Source organism: Thauera propionica, from assembly GCF_002245655.1.
In the GTDB taxonomy this organism is placed as follows: Bacteria; Pseudomonadota; Gammaproteobacteria; order Burkholderiales; family Rhodocyclaceae; genus Thauera; species Thauera propionica.
Genome location: NZ_NOIH01000007.1, coordinates 217483 through 238683, shown reverse-complemented (window position 1 = coordinate 238683; position 21201 = coordinate 217483). Strand labels below are relative to the sequence as shown.

Here is a 21201-nt window from a genome sequence, read left to right as displayed (position 1 = left end):
CCGCGGTGCATGAGCGTTCGTCACCGGGCCGCCGTGTGCGATCATCTCGGGCCGAAAACAAGCAGATCCCGCGATGCACCGCCTCACCGCCAACCCCTACCTGCTGCTGACCCTCACTGCCCTGTTCTGGTCCGGAAACATGGTCATGGGCCGTGGCATCCGTGCCGACGTGCCGCCCATCGCGCTGGCGTTCTGGCGCTGGATCATCGCGCTGGCGCTGGTCGCCCCGCTCGCCCTGCCCCATCTGCGCAGCCAGTGGCCGCGGCTCAGGGCGGCGTGGCCGATCGTCGTCGTCCTCGGCCTGCTCGGCGTTGGCGGCTACAACACCTTCGCCTACCTGGCGCTGCAGCACACGACCGCCACGAGCGCGACGCTGCTCAATTCCTTCATCCCGATCGCGACCATCGCCTTCGCCTTCGTGTTCTTCGGCAAGCGCCTGAGCCGCCTCGAAGCGGCCGGCGTCGTCGTGTCGCTGTGCGGCGTGGCGGCCATCGTCAGCCGCGGCAGCCTGGAGACCCTGCTCGGGCTCACGCTGAACACCGGCGACCTGTGGATGCTGGCAGCGGTCACGGTGTGGGGGCTGTACACGGTCGGACTGCAGAAGCGGCCCGAGGGGGTGCACCCGATGCTGATGCTGGCGGCCTTCACCGTGGTCGGATTGCTTGCGCTCGCGCCCGCCTATGCCTGGGAGTTGTCCACCGGGCGCACGATCAACCTCGGCTGGAACGCGATCGGCGGCATCCTGTACACAGGCATTTTCCCCGGCTTTCTCGGCTACGTGTTCTACAACGCCGGCGTCGCCGCCGTGGGGCCAGCGCGTGGGTCGCTGTTCATCCACCTGATGCCGGTGTTCGCGACCATCCTCGCAGCGATCTTCCTCGACGAGCGGCCCTACCTCTACCACTTCGTCGGCATCGCCCTGGTGTTTGCGGGCATCTACCTGACGACCCGGCGGCAGTCGGCCTGAACGATGGTGTTCGCGCGGATTCGTCGCTGGCTGGGACTGGGTGCGCGTGAGGTCCCGTCGGTGCCCGACGACCAATGGGCTCGGGTCGAGGGCCGCCTCCCCTTTCTCGACTTCCTGCCCGCGGAGGACCGCCCCCGCCTGCGCGCGCTGGCGCTCGAATTTCTTGCCGTGAAGCAGTTCCACGGCGCGCATGGCCTGGTGCTGGATGACGACATGCTGCTTGGCATCGCCCTCCAGGCCTGCCTGCCTATCCTCAACATCGGTCTGCGCGCCTACGCCGGCTGGGTAGGCGTCATCGTCTATCCAGGCGACTTCGTGATCCCGCGGCGCGAGTACGACGAGGCCGGCGTGGTGCACGAGTACGAGGACGAGGTGCTGGGCGAAGCCTGGGAAGGCGGCCCCGTGCTGGTGTCGTGGTTCGAGGGCGAGGCGCAACCCGCGGGCGTCAATGTGGTGATCCACGAGTTCGCGCACAAGCTCGACATGGAGAATGGCGGCGTGGACGGCTTGCCGCGACTGCGTGCCGGCATGTCGCGCCAGGCATGGGCCAACGTCTTCTCAGAGGCTTACGAGGCGTTCTGCGACGAGGTGGATAAGGGCGTCGAGACCGAGATCGACCCCTATGGGAGCGAACATCCGGGCGAGTTCTTCGCGGTCGTGTCAGAGGTCTTCTTTGAAGCGCCCTCCGTGCTGATGCGTCACTTCCCGCAGGTCTACGCGCAGTTAAGGCAGTTTTACGGCGTCGATCCCGCCGCACGCGAAGCGATGTTCGCGGAGACTGCGCCTTGAGTCCGCGCAAGCGCCTGCTGGTCGTCTTCCACACGCAGTCGGGCAACACGGCCCAGCTTGCCGAAGCCGTGCTGCGCGGCGCCAATCGCGTTGCGGAAACCGAGACCCGGGTCTTGCGGGCGTTCGACGCGGGCATCGACGAGTTGCTGAACTGCGACGGCCTGCTGCTCGGCACGCCCGAGAACTTCGGCTACATGTCCGGTGCGCTGAAGGACTTCTTCGACCGCACCTACTACCCGTGTCAAGGCCGCCTCGTCGGCCTGCCCTACGCGGTGTTCGTCAGCGCCGGAAACGACGGCAGTGGCGCGGTGCGGGAGATCGGCCGCATCGCGAACGGCTATGGCTGGAAGTGCGTCGCCGAACCGCTGATCGCGCGCAAGGCGATCGCTCCCGAGCATCTGAGCGCGGCCGAAGAACTCGGCGAGGCGATGGCGTCTGGGCTGGCGATGGGTATTTTCTGATTGCTCGCTCGCCTGTTCGCCAGCCGGCGCGGCTTGGCAGGGCGCGATTCATTGCTCGAAACGCTTTTTCATACTGCGGTAACAAACCCGTTTGGCAGTCCCCTCGAGAGTGGCTAAGCTTGAAACGGTGGCACTCGTCCGCACATGTTTGGTGCGCCGGATCGCACATCGACCTTTTCACGCAACGGAGGTTGTTTCATGGCCATCACCTGGATTTTGGTTGCCAACGCCAGCCTGGCGAAGCTGTATGCAAACCTCGGCCCGAACAAGGGCCTGACGCTGGTCAAGGAACTGATCCACCCCGAAAGCAGGCAGAAGAACTCTGAACTCGTCACCGACCGCTCTGGCGCCATGGCCGGCAACGGCGGCGGTGGTTCGATGCAGCCGCAGACGCTTCCCAAACAGCACGAAGCCAAGGTCTTCGCGCAGGAAATCGCTCAGGAGCTCTATCAGGGGCGCTCGCAAAACGCATTCAAGCGCGCCATCCTCGTCGCTCCGCCTGCCTTCATGGGCATGCTCAACACCGTCATCGACGGCCCGACGGCACAGCTGATCACGGAGCGCTTCGAGAAGGACTACACCAAGACTTCGGAATCCGAACTCAGTGAACGACTGGCCTCGGCCATCTATCTTTGAAGCCGAGCGATCGGCATGCTGAAGGAGGACGCATTTGACGAGACTCCATCTATCCCTCGACCAAGCTTGATCGGGCAGCGACCGATCCTTTGACGTCTCCTTCGAGGAGATCTGCAGGCGTCCCTTTGGGGCGACCTCTGGCACTGCGGGGCGCTTGGCGCCCCGCAACCGTTTCCTACAGCCGTTTTCTCAATTCGCGGCTTCTTTGATGAGCGGCCAACGGCCGATTTCCCGGTAGTGTGCGCCGTCGGGGCCGCGTTCCGACGCAACCAGCACGAATGCAGGCACATCCCAGGTGATCGCCGGTACCGGCGCCGCGGCCGGTGGGCGCAAGGCATTGCGCACAACGGTCACGTGCGGTGCAAACGGCCGTTTCTCGAGTGCAAAGCCACGTTCGCGCAAGGCCTTGCCCAACTGTGCGGCCAGCAGGCCGAGCGGCGTGGGCGGGCAGCTTGGCCCAAGCCACAGCACGCGGTTGCCATGCCAGTTTCCACAGCGGTCCAGCACCAAGGCACAGGGCGGAACCCGTACCTGCGCCGCCGCCTCGGCAAGTGCCGGCAGGCGCGAAACTGGCGTATCGCCGAGAAAGGCCAGGGTCAGGTGGATCGTGTCCTGCCGCATGAGCCGGCCGCCACACGCCCGCTGCAGTTGCCGGGCCTCGCGATGCAAGCGGGACGCGGTCGGCGCGTCGGGCCACAGCGCGAAGAACACGCGCAGGCGTGGCTCCGCAGCGGCCGCTGCCGAATCAGGCATGGGCGCTCTTCGCCAGCAGCGCGACCGCCTGCGCGGCAATGCCCTCGCCCCGGCCGGTGAAGCCGAGCTTTTCGGTGGTCTTGCCCTTGATGTTGATCGCGGCTGGATCCATCTCCAGGTCGGCGGCGAGGTTGCTCACCATGGCGGGCGCGTGCGGCAAAATCTTCGGCGCGGTGCAGATCACGGTCGCGTCGATGTTCGCTACCGCCCAGCCCGCGTCGCGAACGCGGGCAAAGGCCTCGCGCAGCAGCACGCGACTGTCGGCGCCGGCATGGCGGTCGTCGGTGTCGGGAAACAGGCGGCCGATATCGCCCAGGCCGGCGGCACCCAGCAGCGCATCCGTGATGGCGTGCAGCAGCACGTCGGCGTCGGAGTGGCCGAGCAGGCCGCGCGGAAACGGGATCGTCACGCCACCGATGATGAGCGGCCGGCCGGGCACCAGGGCGTGCACATCGAAACCCTGTCCGATTCGAAACGGAATGTTCATCACTTGAGCCCCTCGCGGTTCTGCAGGATCCACTCGGCCAGGTGCAGGTCGAGCGGATAGGTCACTTTCAGGTTGGTGGCGTCGCCCTGCACCAGACGCGGCCGCAGCCCCGCCGCCTCGATGGCGCTGGCCTCGTCAGTCGCGTCCGACGCCCCCTCCAGCGCGCGGCGCAACATCACGTAGCGGAACATCTGCGGCGTCTGTGCCTGCCACAAGCTGTCGCGCGGAACCGTCTCGGCCACGTGGCGATGCGCATCGGCGCGCTTGAGGGTGTCCGCTACCGGCACGGCGAGCAGGCCGCCCACTTCGTCGTGCGCCAGTTCGCGCACCAGCTTGTCGATGTGCCAGGGGGCGAGACAGGGGCGTGCGGCGTCATGTACCAGGATCCAGTCCGACTGGGCCACGTCCCCGGCGATGGTACGCAGGCCGCCCAGCACGCTGTCAGCGCGGGTCGCTCCGCCGCAGAACAAGGGCACGAGCTTGTCGCCGAGCGCACTCCAGTCGTAGCGCGCCCATTCGCGGTCGTCCACCGACAGGACCACGAAAACCTTGTCGATTTCCGGTGCCGCGCAAAGCACGGAAAGCGCGTGATGGATCAGGGGGCGGCCGAGCAGAGAGAGGTACTGCTTGGGACGCGCCGCTCCCATGCGGGAACCACTGCCGGCAGCGGGCACGATGGCGTAATGGCGGGGGTGATGGTTTTGCATGGCGCGCATTCTAACCAAGGGGCCTGCCCTGAAAAGGGCGAATGGCGTGAAACCGCGTCGAAAGGCGCATCCCGGCGACTGTTTCACGGCGCCGGGCGCTCACGCGTGTATGATCGATTCAGTCCGCACAGCATATCCGCAGACGCCATGCCCGACTCTCTTCCGCTGGATCCGGCCCAGATCGAAGCCTTCCTGATCGCCATCGGCATCGGCCTGCTGATCGGTCTCGAGCGCGAGCGCGTACCCTCGGCACGCGCCGGGCTGCGCACCTTCGGCCTCGTCGGCATGTTTGGCGCCCTTGTCGCCATGCTTGGCCAGGACTTGCAGAGTATCGCGCCCTTCGTGGCCGGCCTGGTCATCGTCGGCGTCACCATCATCAGCGCGTACCTGCGCCACCCTGATCCCTCCGACCCCGGGACGACCTCGGTCGCCGCCCTGCTCGTGTGCTACTGCCTCGGTGCGGCGGTGTGGATGGGCTATGCACAGCTCGCGGTGATGCTGGCAGTCGGCACCACGGTTCTGCTGTACTTCAAGGCGCAACTGCGCGGCATCGCCACGCGCCTTCAGCCACGCGACTGGATCTCGATCCTGCAGTTCGGCGTGCTGTCGCTGGTGATCCTGCCGATCCTGCCGAACGAGGAGTTCGGTCCGTTCGGCGCCTTGAACCCGTATCAGATCTGGTGGATGGTGGTGCTGATTTCCGGCGTGAGCCTGGCCGGCTACACCGCGCTGCAGGTCGTGGGCGCGCGCTATGGCACGGTTTTCGTCGGGGTGTTCGGCGGGCTTGCCTCGAGCACGGCAACGACCATGGTCTATGCGCGTCAGGCGCGCGAATCCACTGCGATTGCGCCGATGGCCGGTCTCGTCATCGTGCTGGCAAACCTCGTCATGTTGGTGCGGGTTGCGGTCATCGCCGGCCTTGTCGCGCCAGCGGTGCTGCGGCCATTGTTGCTAGTCGTGCTGCCCGGCTTCGTTCTTGGTCTGGCGGCGGTAGCGTGGAACTGGCGCCGGCTCGGAGAGCGTGGCGAAACTGTGTTGCCGAACACCAGCAACCCGACCGAACTGAAAGCCGCATTGGGTTTCGGGCTGCTGTACGGCCTGGTGCTGCTGTCGGCGGCGTGGCTGTCGGACTATTTCGGCAACCGCGGTCTTTATGTGCTGGCACTGGTGTCTGGCCTGACGGACGTCGATGCGATCACCCTATCCAGCCTGCGGCTGTTCTCGATGGACAAGCTCGCCCTGGAGCCAACCGTGATCGCGATCGGGCTGGCGATGCTGGCCAACCTCGGGTTCAAGACGGCAATGGCGCTGGTGATCGGCGGCCGCCCGCTGGCCGTGAAGGTTCTTCCGGGAATGCTGGTGGTTGCACTCGGACTGAGCGCCGGCATGGGCTGGAGCGCGTTGCATGCGGCAAGTCTATAATTCGGCTTGTCAAACGGGTTTCCGTTGTCAGACGCAAGGGAATTCAGCATGGCCAATGCTTCCGTCCGACCGGCGGCCGTCGCCGGCCAGTTCTATCCGGCTGACGAGCGTGTGCTGCGCATCCAGCTCGCCGAAATGCTCGCGACGGCCGTTCCGCTCGAGCAGGTTGCGCCGCCCAAGGCGATCGTCGTGCCGCACGCGGGTTACATGTACTCGGGACCGGTCGCCGCCTGCGCCTATCGCGCCCTTGCACCGCTACGCGAGCAGATTCGACGCGTCGTGATGCTCGGGCCGACGCATCGCATGGTGGTGCGCGGGTTCTCGCTGCCCGCGGCGCAGGCGTTCATGACTCCGCTTGGCGAGGTTCCGCTGAGCCGTGCCGACTGGCTGGCCCTGCAGGCGCGCGACGATGTGCTGGTGGACGACTCGCCCCACGCTTTCGAACACTGTCTTGAAGTGCAACTCCCCTTCCTGCAGATGGTGCTCGACAGCTTCACGCTTGTCCCGTTGCTGGTCGGCGACGCTGCCGACGAGAGCGTGGCCGAGCTGATCGAAGCCCTCTGGGGCGGTCCCGAGACACTGATCGTGATCAGTTCGGACCTTTCGCATTACCTGCCCTACCGCCAGGCGCAGTGGATCGACCGCTCGACCGCGGACCAGCTCATCGCCCTGCGCGCGGGGCTTAACCACGAGCAGGCCTGCGGGGCAACACCCCTCAACGGCATGGTGCTGGCCGCCCGACGCCACCATCTGCAGCCTCACCTGCTCGATCTGCGCAATTCCGGCGACACTGCCGGCGACCGCACGCGCGTGGTCGGCTACGCGAGCATCGCCTTCTGCGAACCGGAGCCCGGCGCCCATGCCCGACACTGAGTTTGGATCCGAACTGCTGCGTCTCGCACGCGCGGCGATCGCGCATCACCTCGGGATCGGCCCAGCGCCCGAGCCCGGGGCCGATCCGCGGCTTGCCGAACGCGGCGCGACCTTCGTCACGCTGACGCTCGATGGCGAGTTGCGCGGCTGCATCGGCAGCCTGCGGCGCACACGCGCGCTGGGGGCCGACGTGATCGCGAATGCCGTCGCGGCTGCCAGCCAGGATCCGCGCTTTCCGCCGCTCGGTGCCGACGAGTTCGCGCAGGCCGAGATCGAGGTGTCGCTGCTCAGCGAACCGGAGTTCATCGACTTCAGCGACGAAGCCGACCTGCTGCGCCAACTGCGCCCCTTCGAGGACGGCCTCATCCTCTTTGCAGGCTGCCGCAGCGCCACCTTCCTGCCGCAGGTGTGGTCGCAGCTGCAGCAGCCCGAGATGTTCCTCGCCGCGCTCAAGCGCAAGGCCGGCATGCCGGTCGAGCGCCCGGTGGACGGCCTGATGGCAGCACGCTACAGCGTCAGCAAGTGGCATGAATCCCGCGCGGAGGCCTCATGAACGCAAGCCCGGCTACCACCCAGAACCATCCCGGCCTGTACTGGCATCGCCTCGACGACGGCCGCATCCAGTGCGATCTCTGTCCGCGCTTCTGCAAGCTGCACGAGGACCAGCGCGGCGCGTGCTTCGTGCGCATGCGCGAGGGCGACGGCATCGTGCTCACGACCTATGGCCGCAGCTCGGGTTTCTGCATCGACCCGATCGAGAAGAAGCCGCTGAACCACTTCTACCCGGGCAGCAAGGTCTTCTCCTTCGGTACGGCGGGCTGCAATCTCGCCTGCAAGTTCTGCCAGAACTGGGACATCTCCAAGTCGCGCGACATGGACAGCCTGATGGACGCCGCATCGCCTGACGAGATCGTCGCCACCGCGAAGCACTGGGGCTGCCATAGCGTCGCCTTTACCTACAACGACCCGGTCATCTTCGCCGAGTACGCGATGGACGTTGCCGACGCCTGCCATGCGCACGGCCTGCAGACCGTCGCGGTCACCGCCGGCTACATCACCGAGTTCGCGCGGCGCGACTTCTTCAGCCGCATGGACGCCGCGAATGTCGACCTGAAGGGTTTCACCGACGATTTCTACGTCCGGCTGTGTGGTGCGCATCTGCAGCCCGTGCTCGATACCCTGGTCTGGCTGCAACACGAAACGGACGTATGGGTCGAGCTGACCACGCTGCTGATCCCCGGTCAGAACGACTCGGACACCGAGTTGCAGGCTTTGTCGAAATGGGTACATGACGAACTCGGTGCAGAGGTGCCCCTGCACTTCAGCGCCTTCCATCCCGACTTCAAGATGACTGACGTCCCGCCGACGCCGCCTGCAACCCTGACGCGGGCGCGCCGCATCGCGCTGGATGCGGGACTCAAGCACGTCTACACCGGCAATGTCCACGATGTCGAAGGTGACACCACGCATTGCACCGGTTGCGGCCGTGCCCTGATCGTGCGCGACTGGTACGAGATCCGCAGCTACGCGGTGGATGCCCATGGCGCCTGTCCCGACTGTGGCACCAAGCTGGCCGGGCGCTATGGTGCGGTCGGTGCTGCGGTGGGCGATGCGTTTGGCGCGCGTCGCATCCCCGTCGCCATCCATCGCCAGCCCATGGGCGGCAGGACGACCCCGTGAAGCTGCGCCATATCGACCTCAGCATCCCGGCCCAGGGCGTCTGGCTCGACGGCGCGCTGGCCCATGCGCCGGACGTCAGGGCACTGGCCCTGTGCCTCAATTCGTCGGGCCACCCCGCGCTCGATCATCCGGCGCACCCCTTGGAACTGACACTGCAGGCGGCCGGCTTTGCCACCATGACGGTCGACTTGCTGACGCGGCAGGAGGCATTGCGCGACCCGGATGCGTCGTACAACATTCCGCGCCTCACGGACCGCCTTCTTGCTGCGGTGGAATGGGCGGCACATCAACCGCCACTCGTCGGTTTGCCGCTTGCGGTGATTGCAACCGGGACGGGCTGCGCCGCCGCGGTGCGCGCCGCGGTGCGGTCGCCCGAAGCCTTCAGCTCGATCGCCTGCCTGGGCGGGCGCGCCGATCTGGCGGGCGCCGAACCCCTGCGCGCAGTGCGGACGCCAATGCGTTTCATCGTGACGCCGGGCACGCCGGAAGCCACCATCCTTTCTCGCGCCTTCCCCCTGCTGAAGGGCGACCACCACTGGCTGGCGCTGCCCGCGACCGGCAGCGAGCATGAGCACGACCTGCTGACTGCACGGGCCGCCTGCGCCTGGCTGCGGCAGCACTTCCCGCAACCCGAGGGAACAACCCAGGCCTGAGAGCCGGGTTCGGACCACCGACTGCGCCGTGCCCGACCGCGCAGCAAACGCCGACTCAGTCGCGAAAGGCGACCCACTCCGATAGCGGCGCACGCTCGGTCCGGAGCGTGTTCTCCGGTGCTGCCGGATCGGCGTAGCCCAGCGACATGCCGCAGATCAGCGTCTCATTGTCCGGGATCTCCAGTGTCTGGCGGATGATGCGGTGGAACTGGATCAGTGCTGCCTGTGGGCAGGTGTCCAGCCCGCGCGCTTTCGCCGCCAGCATGACGTTCTGCAGGAACATGCCGTAGTCGAGCCAGGAACCCTGCTCCATCACTCGATCGACAGTGAAGATGAGCCCGACCGGCGCATCGAAGAACTTGTAGTTGCGCGCGAACTGCTCGTGCATCCGCTTGGCATCCCCTTTCTGGATCCCGAGCAGACCGTAGAGCTGCAGGCCGACCTTGCGGCGGCGGTCGATGTAGGGCGAGATCCACTGTTTGGGGTAGTACTGGTAAGGGTCGGCGTGCGTCGCAGCCTCTTCCGGGTCGTCGAAGGCGGCGAGCAGGCGTTCGGTTACAGCCGCCTTCGTGGCGCCGGTCAATACCCACGCCTTCCAGGGCTGGATGTTGGTGCCGGAGGGCGCGCGCGAGGCGACGGCGAGGATCTCCTCAATCGTCGCGCGCGGCACGGGACGCGGCAGAAAGGCGCGGCACGAGTACCGGCTCTGGATCACTTCGTCGACTGCGGACTGGAGGGAGTTCGTCATGCTCAAGGTCTCATGCTTGGGTTGTCGGGGCGCGTTGCCGATTGCGATGCGCCGCTCAGGGGATGTCGCGCAGGAAGTCAGCGACGCGTTCGAGTACGTCCGCCGGTCGCTCCCGATGTGGCACGTGGCGCGTCGCTGGCATGACCTCGACACGGGCGGGACCGCTCACCAGCCGGCCGATCCGTTCAGGGTGTCGCGGGCTGCCGTATTCGTCCTCAGCGCCATGAAGCGCGAGCACCGGACAACGCACCTGCGGCAGCACTGCATCCAGCGACCACGGGGCGAACGCGGGACTGAGCCATGAGCCGATCCAGGCGTCGAGCACCCAGGCTGCCTTGTCGCCGTGATACTTCGCGAGCCTTTCGACCTGGGCCGTGTCGGTGAACAGTTCGCGTGCCGTCTCGATGCCTGCGATGGTTCGGTCCTCGACAAACGCCTGGGCTGACTCGGTGATCAGCGCGGCGCAGTCTGCGGCGAACCGCGCGGCGCAATGCACGGCCATGCCGCCCCCGACGCTGTGGCCGAAGGCGATGAAGCTGCCAAGGCCGAGTTGCCGGCGGACGGCCTCGAACCCGCTGTCCGCCTCGCGTGCGACGAAGTCCAGTGGCAGCTTTCCGGGGTAGGCATCCGACTGCCCGAAACCGAGGCGATCGTAGGCAATAACGCGACGACCGGTCTGGATGCTGAGTGCGGCCGGAAAGTCGCGCCAGAGCTCGACGCTGCCAAGCGAGTCATGCAGCAGGACGATCGGCGTGGCCTTCACGGCCGATTCCGGGAACCAGGTTCGCACGTACAGTCGGCCGCTGCCCGAATCGAACCAGCGGTCCTGAATGTCGAGTCGTGGAACGTTTCGAGTCATGGTTGCGCGGGATTCAGTAGTGGGGGGTAGATGGTGCCTGGCTTTCGCCCGAAGGATGATGATGCGTTTACTTAACGTTGACGTCAACGGCATGTTCCGGCGTCAAGTCCTGGTGTCGACGACGACCGTCGCTACCTTCCGCCGCCAAGGCTGGCCGCCTTCCCTATAATTACGTCTTCAAAACGCGCATCCCGGCCTCTACAGCCAGTGTGTTGCCGAGCCTTCAGTCACGCCCCATGCCCAATCCCCTCGATTCACTGCTCGCCAGACTCGCCACCAGCCCCCTTCCAAAACCCGGTGCGCGGACAGACCTGCCGCCGCTGGCGGGGTCCGCCGATGCGCTCGCCGTTGCCCAGCTGGCCGGTCGCGGCCGCATGTTGGTCGTCATCGCGGCCAATCCGCTGGATGCGCAACGCCTGCAGGAAGAGATCGGCTGGGCCTCACCCGGGCTGCGCGTGCATCTGCTGCCAGACTGGGAGACCCTGCCCTACGACAACTTTTCGCCCCACCAGGATCTGATCTCCGAGCGCCTGTCCTCGCTGTATGCGATCGGTCGCGGCGAAACCGACGTCCTGCTGGTACCGGCGTCTACCGCGCTGTACCGCATGGCGCCGCCCTCCTATCTCGCCGCCTATACCTTCTTCCTCAAGCAAGGCGAGAAGCTCGACGTCGAGCAGTTCAAGGCCCAGATGGCGCTCGCGGGCTATGCGCACGTCACCCAGGTCGTGAGCCCGGGCGAGTTCTCGGTGCGTGGCGGCCTGGTCGACCTGTTTCCGATGGGTTCGCCGCTGCCCTTCCGCATCGACCTGTTCGACGACGAGGTCGAGAGCATCAAGACCTTCGATCCGGACACCCAGCGCACGGTGTATCCAACCAAGGAGATCCGCCTGCTGCCGGCGCGCGAATTCCCGCTCGACGACAAGGGGCGCACGCGCTTCCGCAGCCGCTTCCGCGAGACCTTCGAGGGCGATCCGACGCGTGCGGCGATCTACAAGGACGTCTCCAACGGCATCGCCCCGGCCGGCATCGAGTACTACCTTCCGCTGTTCTTCGACGACACCGCGACGCTGCTCGACTACCTGCCCGCCGACACGGTTGTGCTGCTACACCGCGACGTGCCGGCGGCGATCGCGGAGTTCTGGAAGGACACGCGATCCCGCTACGACCTGTTGAAGGGTGACCGGACCCGGCCGGTGCTGGCGCCAGAGCAGCTGTTCCTGACGGACGAGGCGTTCTTCATCGCGCTGAAGAACCTGCCCCGCCTGGCCATCGGCACGGAGGCCGCGCCCCACACCGCGGACGCACTTGCACTGCCGCCGCCCGACGTCGCGGTCGAGCGCAAGGCCACCGACCCGCTGCACAAGTTGAAAGCCTTCCTCGATGGCTTCGACGGCCGCGTGCTGCTGCTGTCGGATTCGCCCGGCCGGCGCGAGACGATGGCGGAGTTCTTTGCCGAGTATGGCGTCAAGCCCGAGGTCAGCGCCGACTTCGGCGCTTTCCTTGACTCGGACGCGCGCCTCGTACTCGGCGTCGCCCCGCTCGCACGCGGCTTCGTGCTGCCGGCAGCGAAGCTCGCGGTGCTCACCGAGACCGAGCTCTACGCCGCTACCGTCCGCACCCGCGCCCGCCGCGACGCGCGCAAGGCGGCAACCATGGAAGGCTGGCTGCGCGACCTGTCCGAGCTCAAGGTCGGCGACCCGGTGGTGCACGTGTCTCACGGCATCGGTCGCTACCTCGGCCTCATCCACATGAACCTCGGCGAGGGCGACACCGAGTTCCTGCACCTGGAATACAACGGCGGCGATAAGCTCTACGTGCCGGTGTCGCAGCTGCACGTCATCACCCGCTACGCCGGCGCCGACCCGGAAGCCGTGGACCTTCACCGTCTGGGTTCCGGGCAGTGGGAAAAGGCCAAGAAGAAGGCCGCGATGCAGGTGCGCGACACCGCTGCCGAACTGCTCGCCCTCTACGCTCAGCGTGCCGCACGACCCGGCCACCGCTTCGACTTCAAGCAGCACGACCTAGAAGCCTTTGCCGAGGCCTTCGGTTTCGAGACCACGCCCGACCAGCAGGCCGCGATCGATGCCGTGGTGGCCGACATGAAGTCCGGCCGCCCGATGGACCGCCTGGTGTGCGGCGATGTCGGCTTCGGCAAGACCGAGGTCGCGCTGCGTGCCGCCTTTATCGCAGTCGCCGATGGCAAGCAGGTCGTGGTGCTGTGCCCGACCACGCTGCTCGCAGAACAGCATTACCAGACCTTCGCCGACCGCTTCGCCGACTGGCCGATCAGGATCGCCGAGCTGTCGCGCTTCAAGTCGGCCAAGGAGCAGGCCGAGGCGCTGCAGCTGCTCGCAGAAGGCAAGGTCGACATCATCATTGGCACCCATCGTCTGCTGCAGAAGGACGTGGTGTTCAAGCGCCTGGGGCTGGTGATCATCGACGAAGAGCACCGATTCGGCGTGCGCCAGAAGGAGTCGCTCAAGCAACTGCGCTCCGAGGTCGACATCCTGACGCTCACCGCCACACCGATCCCGCGAACGCTCGGCCTGGCGATGGAAGGCCTGCGCGAATTCTCGGTGATCGCCACCGCGCCGCAGAAGCGCCTGGCGATCAAGACCTTCGTCCAGCCGTCCAGCCGAGGCGTGATCCGCGAGGCGGTGCTGCGCGAGTTCAAGCGTGGCGGCCAGGTGTACTTCCTGCACAACGAGGTCGACACCATCGACAACATGCGCAACGACCTCGAGGAGTTGCTGCCCGAGGCGCGCATCGTCGTCGGCCACGGACAGTTGCCCGAGCGCGAGCTCGAGCGCGTGATGCGCGACTTCACCCAGCAGCGCGCCAACCTGCTGCTGTGCACCACCATCATCGAGACTGGCATCAACATTCCCACCGCCAACACCATCATCATCAACCGTGCCGACCGCTTCGGCCTGGCGCAGCTGCACCAGTTGCGCGGTCGCGTCGGCCGCAGCCACCACCAGGCCTATGCGTACCTGCTGACCATGCCGGGCGCCAAGCCCACGGCGCAGGCGCAGAAGCGGCTAGAAGCCATTGCGATGATGGAGGACCTCGGCTCGGGTTTCTACCTGGCCATGCACGACCTCGAGATCCGCGGCGCCGGCGAGGTGCTGGGCGAGAACCAGTCGGGCGAGATCCAGCAGGTCGGCTTCAGCCTGTACACCGAGATGCTCAAGCGCGCGGTCAAGGACCTGCAGGCCGGTAAGGAGCCCGACCTGTCGCAGCCGCTGGAGGTCGTGTCCGAGATCAACCTGCATACGCCTGCGTTGCTGCCCACCGACTACTGCCCCGACGTGCAGGAGCGCCTGACGCTGTACAAGCGCCTGGCCAACTGCGAGATCGAGGATGACCTGCGTGCGCTGCAGGAGGAACTCATCGACCGCTTCGGCGAGCTGCCGCCACAGACCGCAGCGCTGATCGAGACCCACCGCCTGCGCATGCTGGTGAAGGACTACGGCGTGCAGAAGCTGGATGCGTCGGACGCGCAGATCAGCGTTCAGTTCGGCAAGGACGCGCCGATCGACCCGGTGAAGGTGATCTTCCTGATCCAGAAGGACCGCAGCACCAAGATGGCCGGCCCGGAAAAGCTGGTACGCCGCGCCAGCCTGCCCAACCTGAAGGACCGGGTGAAGGCGGTGAAGGACCTGCTCGACGCGGTCAAGGCGTAGGCGACGGCAAGCATGCTCATCAACTGCACCGCTTACCAGCACGGCCGCAAGCTGGCCGATCTGCCGGTTGAGGACATCAGCGACTACCTTCAGCAGCCCGACACCTTCGTGTGGGTGGCGCTGAAGGATGCGACGGCCGACGAGCTGGCGGTGATGAAAGAGGAGTTCGGCCTGCACGAGTTGGCCGTCGAGGACGCCAACCACGGCCATCAGCGCCCCAAGGTCGAGGAATATGACGATGAACTCTTCGCCGTGATGCATCTGGTCGAGGAGCGCGAAGGTACGCTCGACGTCGGCGAGGTGCACGTCTTCGTCGGGCCCAACTACATCCTGTCGGTGCGCAACAACAGCAGCCGCGACTTTCTCGGCGTCCGCGCCCGCTGTGAGCGCGAGCCGAAGATGCTCGCGAAAGGCGCGGGCTATGTCTTCTACGCACTGATGGACGCGGTTGTGGACCGCTACTTCCCCTTGATCGAGAAGCTCGAAACCGAGGTCGAGACGCTGGAGGAACGCATCTTCACCAAGGGCGCGGCGCGGTCCAACATCCGTCGCCTGTACCGCTTGAAGCGCAAGGTCACCGTGCTCAAGCACGCTGTCCTGCCCTTGATGGAGGCCGCCGGCAAGCTGCACAGCGGGCGGGTGCCCGAGGTCTGCGCCAAGAGCCGTCATTACTTCCGCGACGTCTACGACCACCTGACGCGCATCAATGCCTCGCTCGACAGCATCCGCGACACCATCGGTACCGCGATCCAGGTGAACCTGTCGATGGTCACCATCGACCAGACCGAGATCAGCAAGCGTCTCGCCGCCTGGGCGGGGATCTTTGCGGTGGCAACGGCCTTTGCCGGCATCTGGGGCATGAATTTCAACCACATGCCTGAGCTGGAGTGGGAGTACGGCTACCTGTTCGGGCTGGGAACGATTGCAGCGTCGAGCGCGCTGCTGTGGTGGCGCTTCAGGAAAGCACGCTGGCTGTAGTCCCGGCCGGCAGCGTTCGCGCGAGCAAGGCGTCGCGCAGATCGGGCACCGGCTTACCGAGCAGGAAGCCCTGGAACGCATCGCAGCCGTGACTGAGCAGGAAGGCGTGCTGTTCGGCGGTCTCGACCCCTTCCCCCACCACCTGCAGGCCAAGACTGCGCCCAAGGCCAATCACCGTGCGGGCGATCGCGGCGTCGTTCGAGTCCGTCAGGACATCGCGGACGAAACTGCGATCGATCTTCAGCTGCGACAGCGGTAGCCGCTTCAGATAGGCGAGCGACGAGTAGCCCGTACCGAAATCGTCGATGGCAAAACTGACACCGAGCTGGCGCAGGCACCGCATGCGCGCGATCACCTCATCGGCGTCTTCGAGCAACAGGCTCTCGGTGATCTCGAGCTTGAGCAGCGACGGGGGCGCGCCGGTCTCGTGCAGCACTGCCTCGACCTCGGCGACGAAGTCGCTGTGGCGGAATTGCCGCGCACTGACATTCACTGCCATCGTCAATCCGCGCGTGGCGTCGTGAAGTTGCCATGCCTTGAGTTCGCGACAGGCGGCCCGCATCACCCAGCGGCCCAGCGGCAGGATCAGGCCGGAGCTTTCGGCAAGCGGGATGAAGTCGGCCGGCGGCACCATGCCCTTGAACGGATGACGCCAGCGCACCAGAGCCTCGGCACCGACCGCCCTGCCCTCCCGGTCGAACTGCGCCTGGTAGCGCAGCGAGAACTGGCCATCACGCAGGCCGCGCCGCAGGTCCGCCTCCAGTTCCGACTGCTCCCGTACCCTTTGCTGAATGACCGGATCGAAGAAGCGCAAGGTGTTCCGCCCCGCCTCCTTGGCCTGGTACATGGCGAGATCGGCGCGCTTGAGCAATTCGTCGACCTGCTCGCCCTGGGCGTCAAACAGCGCAATCCCGATGCTGGGGGTGCTGTGCGTCTCATCGTCTGCGAGGAGATAGGTCTGGTTCAATGCGTCGAGGATCGCGCGGGCCACGGACTCTGCCTGTCTTGCGGCTGCTTCCGGCGTCGGGCCGATGTCTTCCAGCATCACGACGAACTCGTCGCCCCCCAGGCGCGCGATCGTGGCAGCGTCGGGTACGCAATCGACCAGCCGACGCGCCACCTCCCGCAAGAGCTGGTCGCCAAAGGCGTGGCCGCGCGTTTCGTTGAGGGTCTTGAAATGGTCGAGGTCGATGAACAGCAGCGCGCCATGCAGATGCTGGCGCGCATGCACCGCCAGCGCGTGGCGCAGGCGTTCGGTCAGCGTGCGCCGGTTCGCCAGGCCTGTCAGAGGATCGAAGAACGAGAGCTGCCGCACTTCCTTCTCTGCCGCCTCCTGGCGACGGATCACTCGCCGCTGCAGGTTCAGCAGCTGCAACAGGCTCAGGCCGAAGGCGCCGAGCAGGCCGATGACCACGGTGGTGCGGCTGTAGAGCCGGCTCAATGCATCGCCTTGTTCTGCCGCCTGAGCCATCGTCGCGTCGGATGCGGAGATGCTCAGCGCGCGGAGCGCACGCCGCTGCGCCACGACGTCGTCGAAATAGGCAGGGATGGCCCTCAGGATGGCGGGCGAGCTGCCACGAAGCGTCGAGTCCAGCGCTGCGAGCGTCGTGTGGATCCGCCCGTGCAGCGACTCAAGCTCGCGTCCCAGGTCCCCTCCGAACGCACCGGGGCGATCGGACAAGCGGATGCGAACCTCGCCGACCGCGAGCCGGAGATCACGGTTGTCTATCTCGGTGTCGCCGAGTCGAACGCGGTCGAGCAGCGCCTCCAGGCGCGACACTTCATACAGCAGGTCTGCAAGCTCGCGGTCGCGATGCAGTACCTCGATCGGCAGCGACGCCCGGATCTGGGTCACATTCGTGACCAGCAACCACACACCGGCAATGCTCATCGACAGCACCAGCCCCATCAGCAGGTAGGCGGGGCTGCGGAAATATCGCGTCAGGCGGGAAAGCACGTTCGTCACGTCGCCAGCTTGCCGACAGAACAATCCGCAGGGCTCGCGGGCCAACGATCTGGCATCGAAACAGTGGCGGAGGTCTTCAAATGCAGCAGGGGCTGACCGGTCATGGCGAAATCCGGTTACCGCTCGGGGTTGTAAAGTGGCGGAGTTTAACCCGATATCAGGCCCACATGGCATGAACGCCTCCGCTGGAGCCGGTGAGGCGTGGCCCGGCGGCGCAGGCGGAGTGAGCCGTGCTTCGGGTTACAATCCGCGACCTGCCCCCATTCTTCATGCCGCACCCGGAGTACCGAATGCCCCTCGCCCAGACCGAGAACCTCAACGTCGCTGCCTTCGACCACATGCCCTCGCCCGAGGAGGTCAAGGCTCGCGTCCCGATGACCGAGCGCGCAGCCGCGTCGGTGGTGGCTGGCCGCAAGGCCATCATGGAGATCCTCGATCGCAAGGACCCGCGCGTTTTCGTCGTCGTCGGTCCGTGCTCGATCCACGACCCGGTCGCCGGCCTGGACTACGCACGCCGCCTCAAGAAGCTGGCCGACGAGGTGTCGGACACCATGCTGCTGGTGATGCGCGTCTACTTCGAAAAGCCCCGAACTTCCACCGGCTGGAAGGGTTTCATCAACGATCCGTTCATGGACGATTCGTTCCGCATCGACGTCGGCATGGAGCGCGCGCGCAAGTTCCTGCTCGACGTGAGCGAGATCGGCCTGCCCACCGGCACCGAGGCGCTCGACCCGATCGCGCCGCAGTACTACGGCGACCTCATCTCGTGGACCGCCATCGGTGCGCGCACCTCCGAGTCCCAGACGCACCGCGAGATGTCTTCCGGCCTGTCGACCCCGGTCGGCTTCAAGAATGCGACCGATGGCGACCTCGAAGTTGCCATCAACGCCATCATCTCGGCCGCGCATCCGCACAGCTTCCTCGGCATCAACAACCAGGGCCAGTCCGCCATCACTCGCACTCGCGGCAACCCCTACGGCCATGTCGTGCTGCGCGGCGGCGGTGGCCGGCCCAACTACGACTCGGTGTCGATCTCGCTGGCCGAACAGGCCCTCGCCAAGGCGAAGCTGGCGCGCAACATCGTTGTCGACTGCTCACATGCCAACTCGTGGAAGAAGCCGGAGTATCAGCCGCTGGTGATGAAGGACGTGATCCACCAGATCCGCGAAGGCAACCAGTCCGTGGTCGGTCTGATGATCGAAAGCAACATCGTCGCCGGCAATCAGCCGATCCCGGCCGACCTGTCGCAGATGAAGTACGGCTGCTCGGTCACCGATGCCTGCGTGGGCTGGGAGACGACCGAAGAGATGATCCGCAATGCGGCGGCCGTACTGCGCGAAGCGAAGGGTTCGCAGGAGCGCGCTGCATGAACCTCGTGGTGCTTGCCGAGGATGTCGACAGCATCGCGCTGAAGAACGTCGCAAAGCTCACCGGGGCGAGCGAGATCCAGCAGATCACGCCCCGCTCCTTCCGCCTCGTCGGGGCACAGGCCCATGCCGGGCTTGCCGAGACCTGCGCGGCCAGCGGACTGGACCACGCCTGGGTGCCGGAAGGGCGACGCCTCGCGGATTTCGGCCTGTTCGTCACCGACATGGATTCGACGCTGATCAACATCGAGTGCATCGACGAGATCGCCGACATGCAGGGCCTGAAGGCCGAGGTCGCTGCGATCACCGAAGCGGCGATGCAGGGCGAGATCGACTTCCGCGAGTCGTTGACCCGGCGTGTGGCACTGCTGGGTGGGCTACCCGAGCGTGCGCTGGAGGATGTCTACACCCAACGGCTGCAGCTCAATCCGGGCGCGGAGCGCCTCATGCAGGGGCTCAAGCGCGCCGGCATCCACAGCGTGCTGGTGTCCGGCGGCTTCACCTACTTCACCGAGCGGCTGAAGATGCGCCTGGGTTTCGACCATGCCTTTGCCAACGAGCTGGAAGTCATCGACGGCCACCTCACCGGCCGCGTGATCGGCGCGATCGTCGACGGTGAAGCGAAGGCGGCGCACCTGACGCGCATCCGCGACTCGCTGGGCCTCGCCCCGCACCAGGTCATCGCCGCGGGTGACGGGGCCAACGACATCCCGATGATGAACGCCGCCGGCTTCGGCATTGCCTTCCACCCCAAGCCCGTGCTGCGCGCCGTGGCCAATTGCAGCCTTGACTACAGCGGCCTGGACGGCGTGCTCGACCTCTTCGGCTGAACCCTCAGGCCTGCGACGGAGTCGCCTCCGCGGTGACCTCCTCGCGCAGCCGGCCGGCGGTCATGCGCAGCATGCGGCCGCAACGCCGCGCCAGCGACTCGTCGTGCGTCACCAGGATCAGCGTCGTGCCGACCTCACGGTTGAGCTTGAACATCAGTTCGATGACGGCTTGACCGGTTTCCGCATCCAGGTTTCCGGTGGGCTCGTCGGCCAGCAGCACCCGTGGGTTGGGGGCGAAAGCGCGTGCCAGCGCAACGCGCTGCTGCTCGCCGCCGGACAGGTGCTTGGGGTAGTGCCGCAGGCGGCTGGCGAGGCCGACCCGCTCCAGCCATTGGGTCGCCACACCGCGCGCATCGGGCAAACCTGCCAGTTCGAGCGGCAACATGACGTTCTCCAGCGCAGTCAGCGCCGGCAGCAGCTGGAAGGACTGGAACACGAAACCGATCGCCTCGCCGCGCAGCGCGGCGCGAGCGTCCTCGTCGAGGCGGAACAGGTCGGTGCCCTGCAGGCGCACCGTGCCCGTCGCGGGAACATCCAGTCCGGCCAGCAATCCCAACAGCGTCGACTTGCCCGAGCCCGAGGCGCCAACGATGGCCACCGATTCGCCGGCACCAACGGCAAAGCTGACTTCCTGCAGAATGTGCAGGTCGTCCTGCGTATCGGCCACGCGGACACGCTTGGAGAGGCGTTCGACCTCGATGACCGGAATGGAGAGTTCAATGCCGCTGCGATCCATCGCTACCTTCTTGTTCATGCTGATGTTTGCCGGCGCCGCGCAGGCGTCGACGATTCTGGTATGGGGTGACAGCCTGTCCGCCGGCTACGGCCTGAAGCCCGGCGAAGCGTGGCCCACCCTGTTGCAGACGCGGCTGAAGGACGAAGGGTTCCGTCACACCGTCGTCAATGCCAGCGTCTCGGGCGAAACCTCGGCCGGTGGCCGGTCCCGCCTGCCTGCGGCGCTGGAGCAGCACAAACCGTCCATCGTCATCCTGGAACTTGGCGCCAACGATGGCCTGCGCGGGCTGCGTCCGCAGCTCATGGCCGAAAACCTCACCGCGATGATCGACGCTGCCCGCGCTGCGGGCTCGCAGGTACTGCTCGTCGGCATGCAGATGCCGCCCAACTACGGCGTGACCTACACGCGCCGCTTTGCCGAAACCTTCACCGAGGTCGCGCAGGCACACAAGGTGCCGCTCGTTCCCTTTCTGCTCGACGGCTTCGCCCACCAGCCCGAACTCTTCCTGGCCGACGGCATACACCCGACGGCCGAGGCCCAGCCTCGCGTACTCGACACCGTCTGGCAGGGCCTCAAGCCGCTGCTGGGCCGAAAATGAGGGCA

Annotated in this window: 21 protein-coding genes; 14 read left to right on the top strand and 7 right to left on the bottom strand. The window is 66.3% G+C overall.

The features are described from left to right. Nucleotides 1-73 precede the first annotated feature (73 nt). The 4 genes from CGK74_RS07045 to CGK74_RS07030 all read left to right on the top strand — a co-directional run bounded on the left by CGK74_RS07045 (nt 74) and on the right by CGK74_RS07030 (nt 2853). On the top strand, nt 74-967 hold the full coding sequence (locus CGK74_RS07045) for a DMT family transporter (RefSeq protein WP_094267775.1): 894 nt from the start codon (nt 74-76) through the stop codon (nt 965-967). A 3-nt stretch (nt 968-970) separates the two neighbouring features. After that, the gene (locus CGK74_RS07040; protein WP_094267774.1) at nt 971-1756 is read left to right on the top strand and encodes a M90 family metallopeptidase; all 786 of its coding nucleotides are present in this window, start codon (nt 971-973) and stop codon (nt 1754-1756) included. Further along, complete coding sequence (locus CGK74_RS07035; protein WP_094267773.1) at nt 1753-2217, top strand: flavodoxin family protein; 465 nt, start codon at nt 1753-1755, stop codon at nt 2215-2217. The genes CGK74_RS07040 and CGK74_RS07035 overlap by 4 nt, the downstream gene beginning before the upstream one ends. A 198-nt stretch (nt 2218-2415) precedes the next feature. Further along, on the top strand, nt 2416-2853 hold the full coding sequence (locus CGK74_RS07030) for a host attachment protein (RefSeq protein WP_094267772.1): 438 nt from the start codon (nt 2416-2418) through the stop codon (nt 2851-2853). Nucleotides 2854-3042: 189 nt separating this feature from the next. Here CGK74_RS07030 and thpR read toward each other — a convergent pair whose 3' ends face one another. From thpR to ispD, 3 genes are read right to left on the bottom strand one after another with little or no spacing between them, the layout of a single operon-like run. Beyond that, nucleotides 3043-3564, bottom strand: a complete 522-nt coding sequence (gene thpR / locus CGK74_RS07025) for an RNA 2',3'-cyclic phosphodiesterase (RefSeq protein ID WP_240498649.1) — start codon at nt 3562-3564, stop codon at nt 3043-3045. A gap of 34 nt (nt 3565-3598) precedes the next feature. Continuing rightward, nucleotides 3599-4093, bottom strand: a complete 495-nt coding sequence (gene ispF / locus CGK74_RS07020) for a 2-C-methyl-D-erythritol 2,4-cyclodiphosphate synthase (protein ID WP_094267770.1) — start codon at nt 4091-4093, stop codon at nt 3599-3601. After that, nucleotides 4093-4800, bottom strand: a complete 708-nt coding sequence (ispD, locus tag CGK74_RS07015) for a 2-C-methyl-D-erythritol 4-phosphate cytidylyltransferase (protein ID WP_420823167.1) — start codon at nt 4798-4800, stop codon at nt 4093-4095. The genes ispF and ispD overlap by 1 nt, the downstream gene beginning before the upstream one ends. A 147-nt stretch (nt 4801-4947) precedes the next feature. Here ispD and CGK74_RS07010 point away from each other — a divergent pair, with 147 nt between their 5' ends. The 5 genes from CGK74_RS07010 to CGK74_RS06990 are packed head-to-tail and all read left to right on the top strand — an operon-like array spanning nt 4948 to nt 9428. Beyond that, a complete protein-coding gene (locus CGK74_RS07010; RefSeq protein WP_094267768.1) occupies nt 4948-6222 on the top strand; it encodes an MgtC/SapB family protein in 1275 nt (424 codons plus the stop codon). A gap of 48 nt (nt 6223-6270) precedes the next feature. Then, nucleotides 6271-7095 (top strand): AmmeMemoRadiSam system protein B, encoded by an 825-nt coding sequence (amrB, locus tag CGK74_RS07005; RefSeq protein WP_094267767.1) that lies wholly within the window; start codon nt 6271-6273, stop codon nt 7093-7095. Further along, nucleotides 7082-7648, top strand: a complete 567-nt coding sequence (amrA, locus tag CGK74_RS07000; protein WP_094267766.1) for an AmmeMemoRadiSam system protein A — start codon at nt 7082-7084, stop codon at nt 7646-7648. Before amrB ends, amrA begins: the two co-directional genes overlap by 14 nt. Further along, nucleotides 7645-8775, top strand: a complete 1131-nt coding sequence (gene amrS, locus CGK74_RS06995) for an AmmeMemoRadiSam system radical SAM enzyme (RefSeq protein WP_094267765.1) — start codon at nt 7645-7647, stop codon at nt 8773-8775. The genes amrA and amrS overlap by 4 nt, the downstream gene beginning before the upstream one ends. Further along, nucleotides 8772-9428 carry a dienelactone hydrolase family protein gene (locus tag CGK74_RS06990; RefSeq protein WP_094267764.1) on the top strand — a complete coding sequence of 219 codons (657 nt, stop codon included), beginning with the start codon at nt 8772-8774 and terminating at the stop codon, nt 9426-9428. Before amrS ends, CGK74_RS06990 begins: the two co-directional genes overlap by 4 nt. A 55-nt stretch (nt 9429-9483) precedes the next feature. On the opposite strand, the gene CGK74_RS06985 is transcribed toward CGK74_RS06990, so the two are convergent. Further along, complete coding sequence (locus CGK74_RS06985; protein ID WP_094267763.1) at nt 9484-10176, bottom strand: nitroreductase; 693 nt, start codon at nt 10174-10176, stop codon at nt 9484-9486. A 55-nt stretch (nt 10177-10231) separates the two neighbouring features. Next, nucleotides 10232-11035 (bottom strand): alpha/beta fold hydrolase, encoded by an 804-nt coding sequence (locus tag CGK74_RS06980; protein WP_094267762.1) that lies wholly within the window; start codon nt 11033-11035, stop codon nt 10232-10234. 236 nt (nt 11036-11271) lie between these two features. Here CGK74_RS06980 and mfd point away from each other — a divergent pair, with 236 nt between their 5' ends. Both mfd and corA read left to right on the top strand, forming a co-directional pair. Next, nucleotides 11272-14721: a transcription-repair coupling factor gene (gene mfd, locus CGK74_RS06975; RefSeq protein ID WP_094267761.1), complete on the top strand. Its 3450-nt coding sequence runs from the start codon at nt 11272-11274 to the stop codon at nt 14719-14721. Between the two features lie 12 nt (nt 14722-14733). Beyond that, nucleotides 14734-15699, top strand: a complete 966-nt coding sequence (gene corA, locus CGK74_RS06970; RefSeq protein WP_094267760.1) for a magnesium/cobalt transporter CorA — start codon at nt 14734-14736, stop codon at nt 15697-15699. Here corA and CGK74_RS06965 read toward each other — a convergent pair. Further along, nucleotides 15677-17656 (bottom strand): putative bifunctional diguanylate cyclase/phosphodiesterase, encoded by a 1980-nt coding sequence (locus CGK74_RS06965; protein ID WP_206186204.1) that lies wholly within the window; start codon nt 17654-17656, stop codon nt 15677-15679. The two genes, corA and CGK74_RS06965, sit on opposite strands and share 23 nt — an antisense overlap. Before the next feature lie 299 nt (nt 17657-17955). Between CGK74_RS06965 and CGK74_RS06960 the strand changes: the two genes are divergently transcribed. Together CGK74_RS06960 and serB are read left to right on the top strand one after the other, a co-directional pair. Continuing rightward, nucleotides 17956-19035, top strand: coding sequence for a 3-deoxy-7-phosphoheptulonate synthase (locus CGK74_RS06960; RefSeq protein ID WP_094267758.1), 1080 nt, complete (start codon nt 17956-17958; stop codon nt 19033-19035). After that, nucleotides 19032-19862, top strand: coding sequence for a phosphoserine phosphatase SerB (serB, locus tag CGK74_RS06955; RefSeq protein WP_094267757.1), 831 nt, complete (start codon nt 19032-19034; stop codon nt 19860-19862). The genes CGK74_RS06960 and serB overlap by 4 nt, the downstream gene beginning before the upstream one ends. Nucleotides 19863-19866: 4 nt before the next feature. Here serB and CGK74_RS06950 read toward each other — a convergent pair whose 3' ends face one another. Continuing rightward, nucleotides 19867-20598: an ABC transporter ATP-binding protein gene (locus CGK74_RS06950; protein ID WP_094267756.1), complete on the bottom strand. Its 732-nt coding sequence runs from the start codon at nt 20596-20598 to the stop codon at nt 19867-19869. On the opposite strand from CGK74_RS06950, the gene CGK74_RS06945 reads away from it, so the two are divergent. Beyond that, nucleotides 20582-21196 (top strand): arylesterase, encoded by a 615-nt coding sequence (locus CGK74_RS06945; protein ID WP_094267965.1) that lies wholly within the window; start codon nt 20582-20584, stop codon nt 21194-21196. The genes CGK74_RS06950 and CGK74_RS06945 overlap by 17 nt on opposite strands. Nucleotides 21197-21201: the final 5 nt, after the last annotated feature.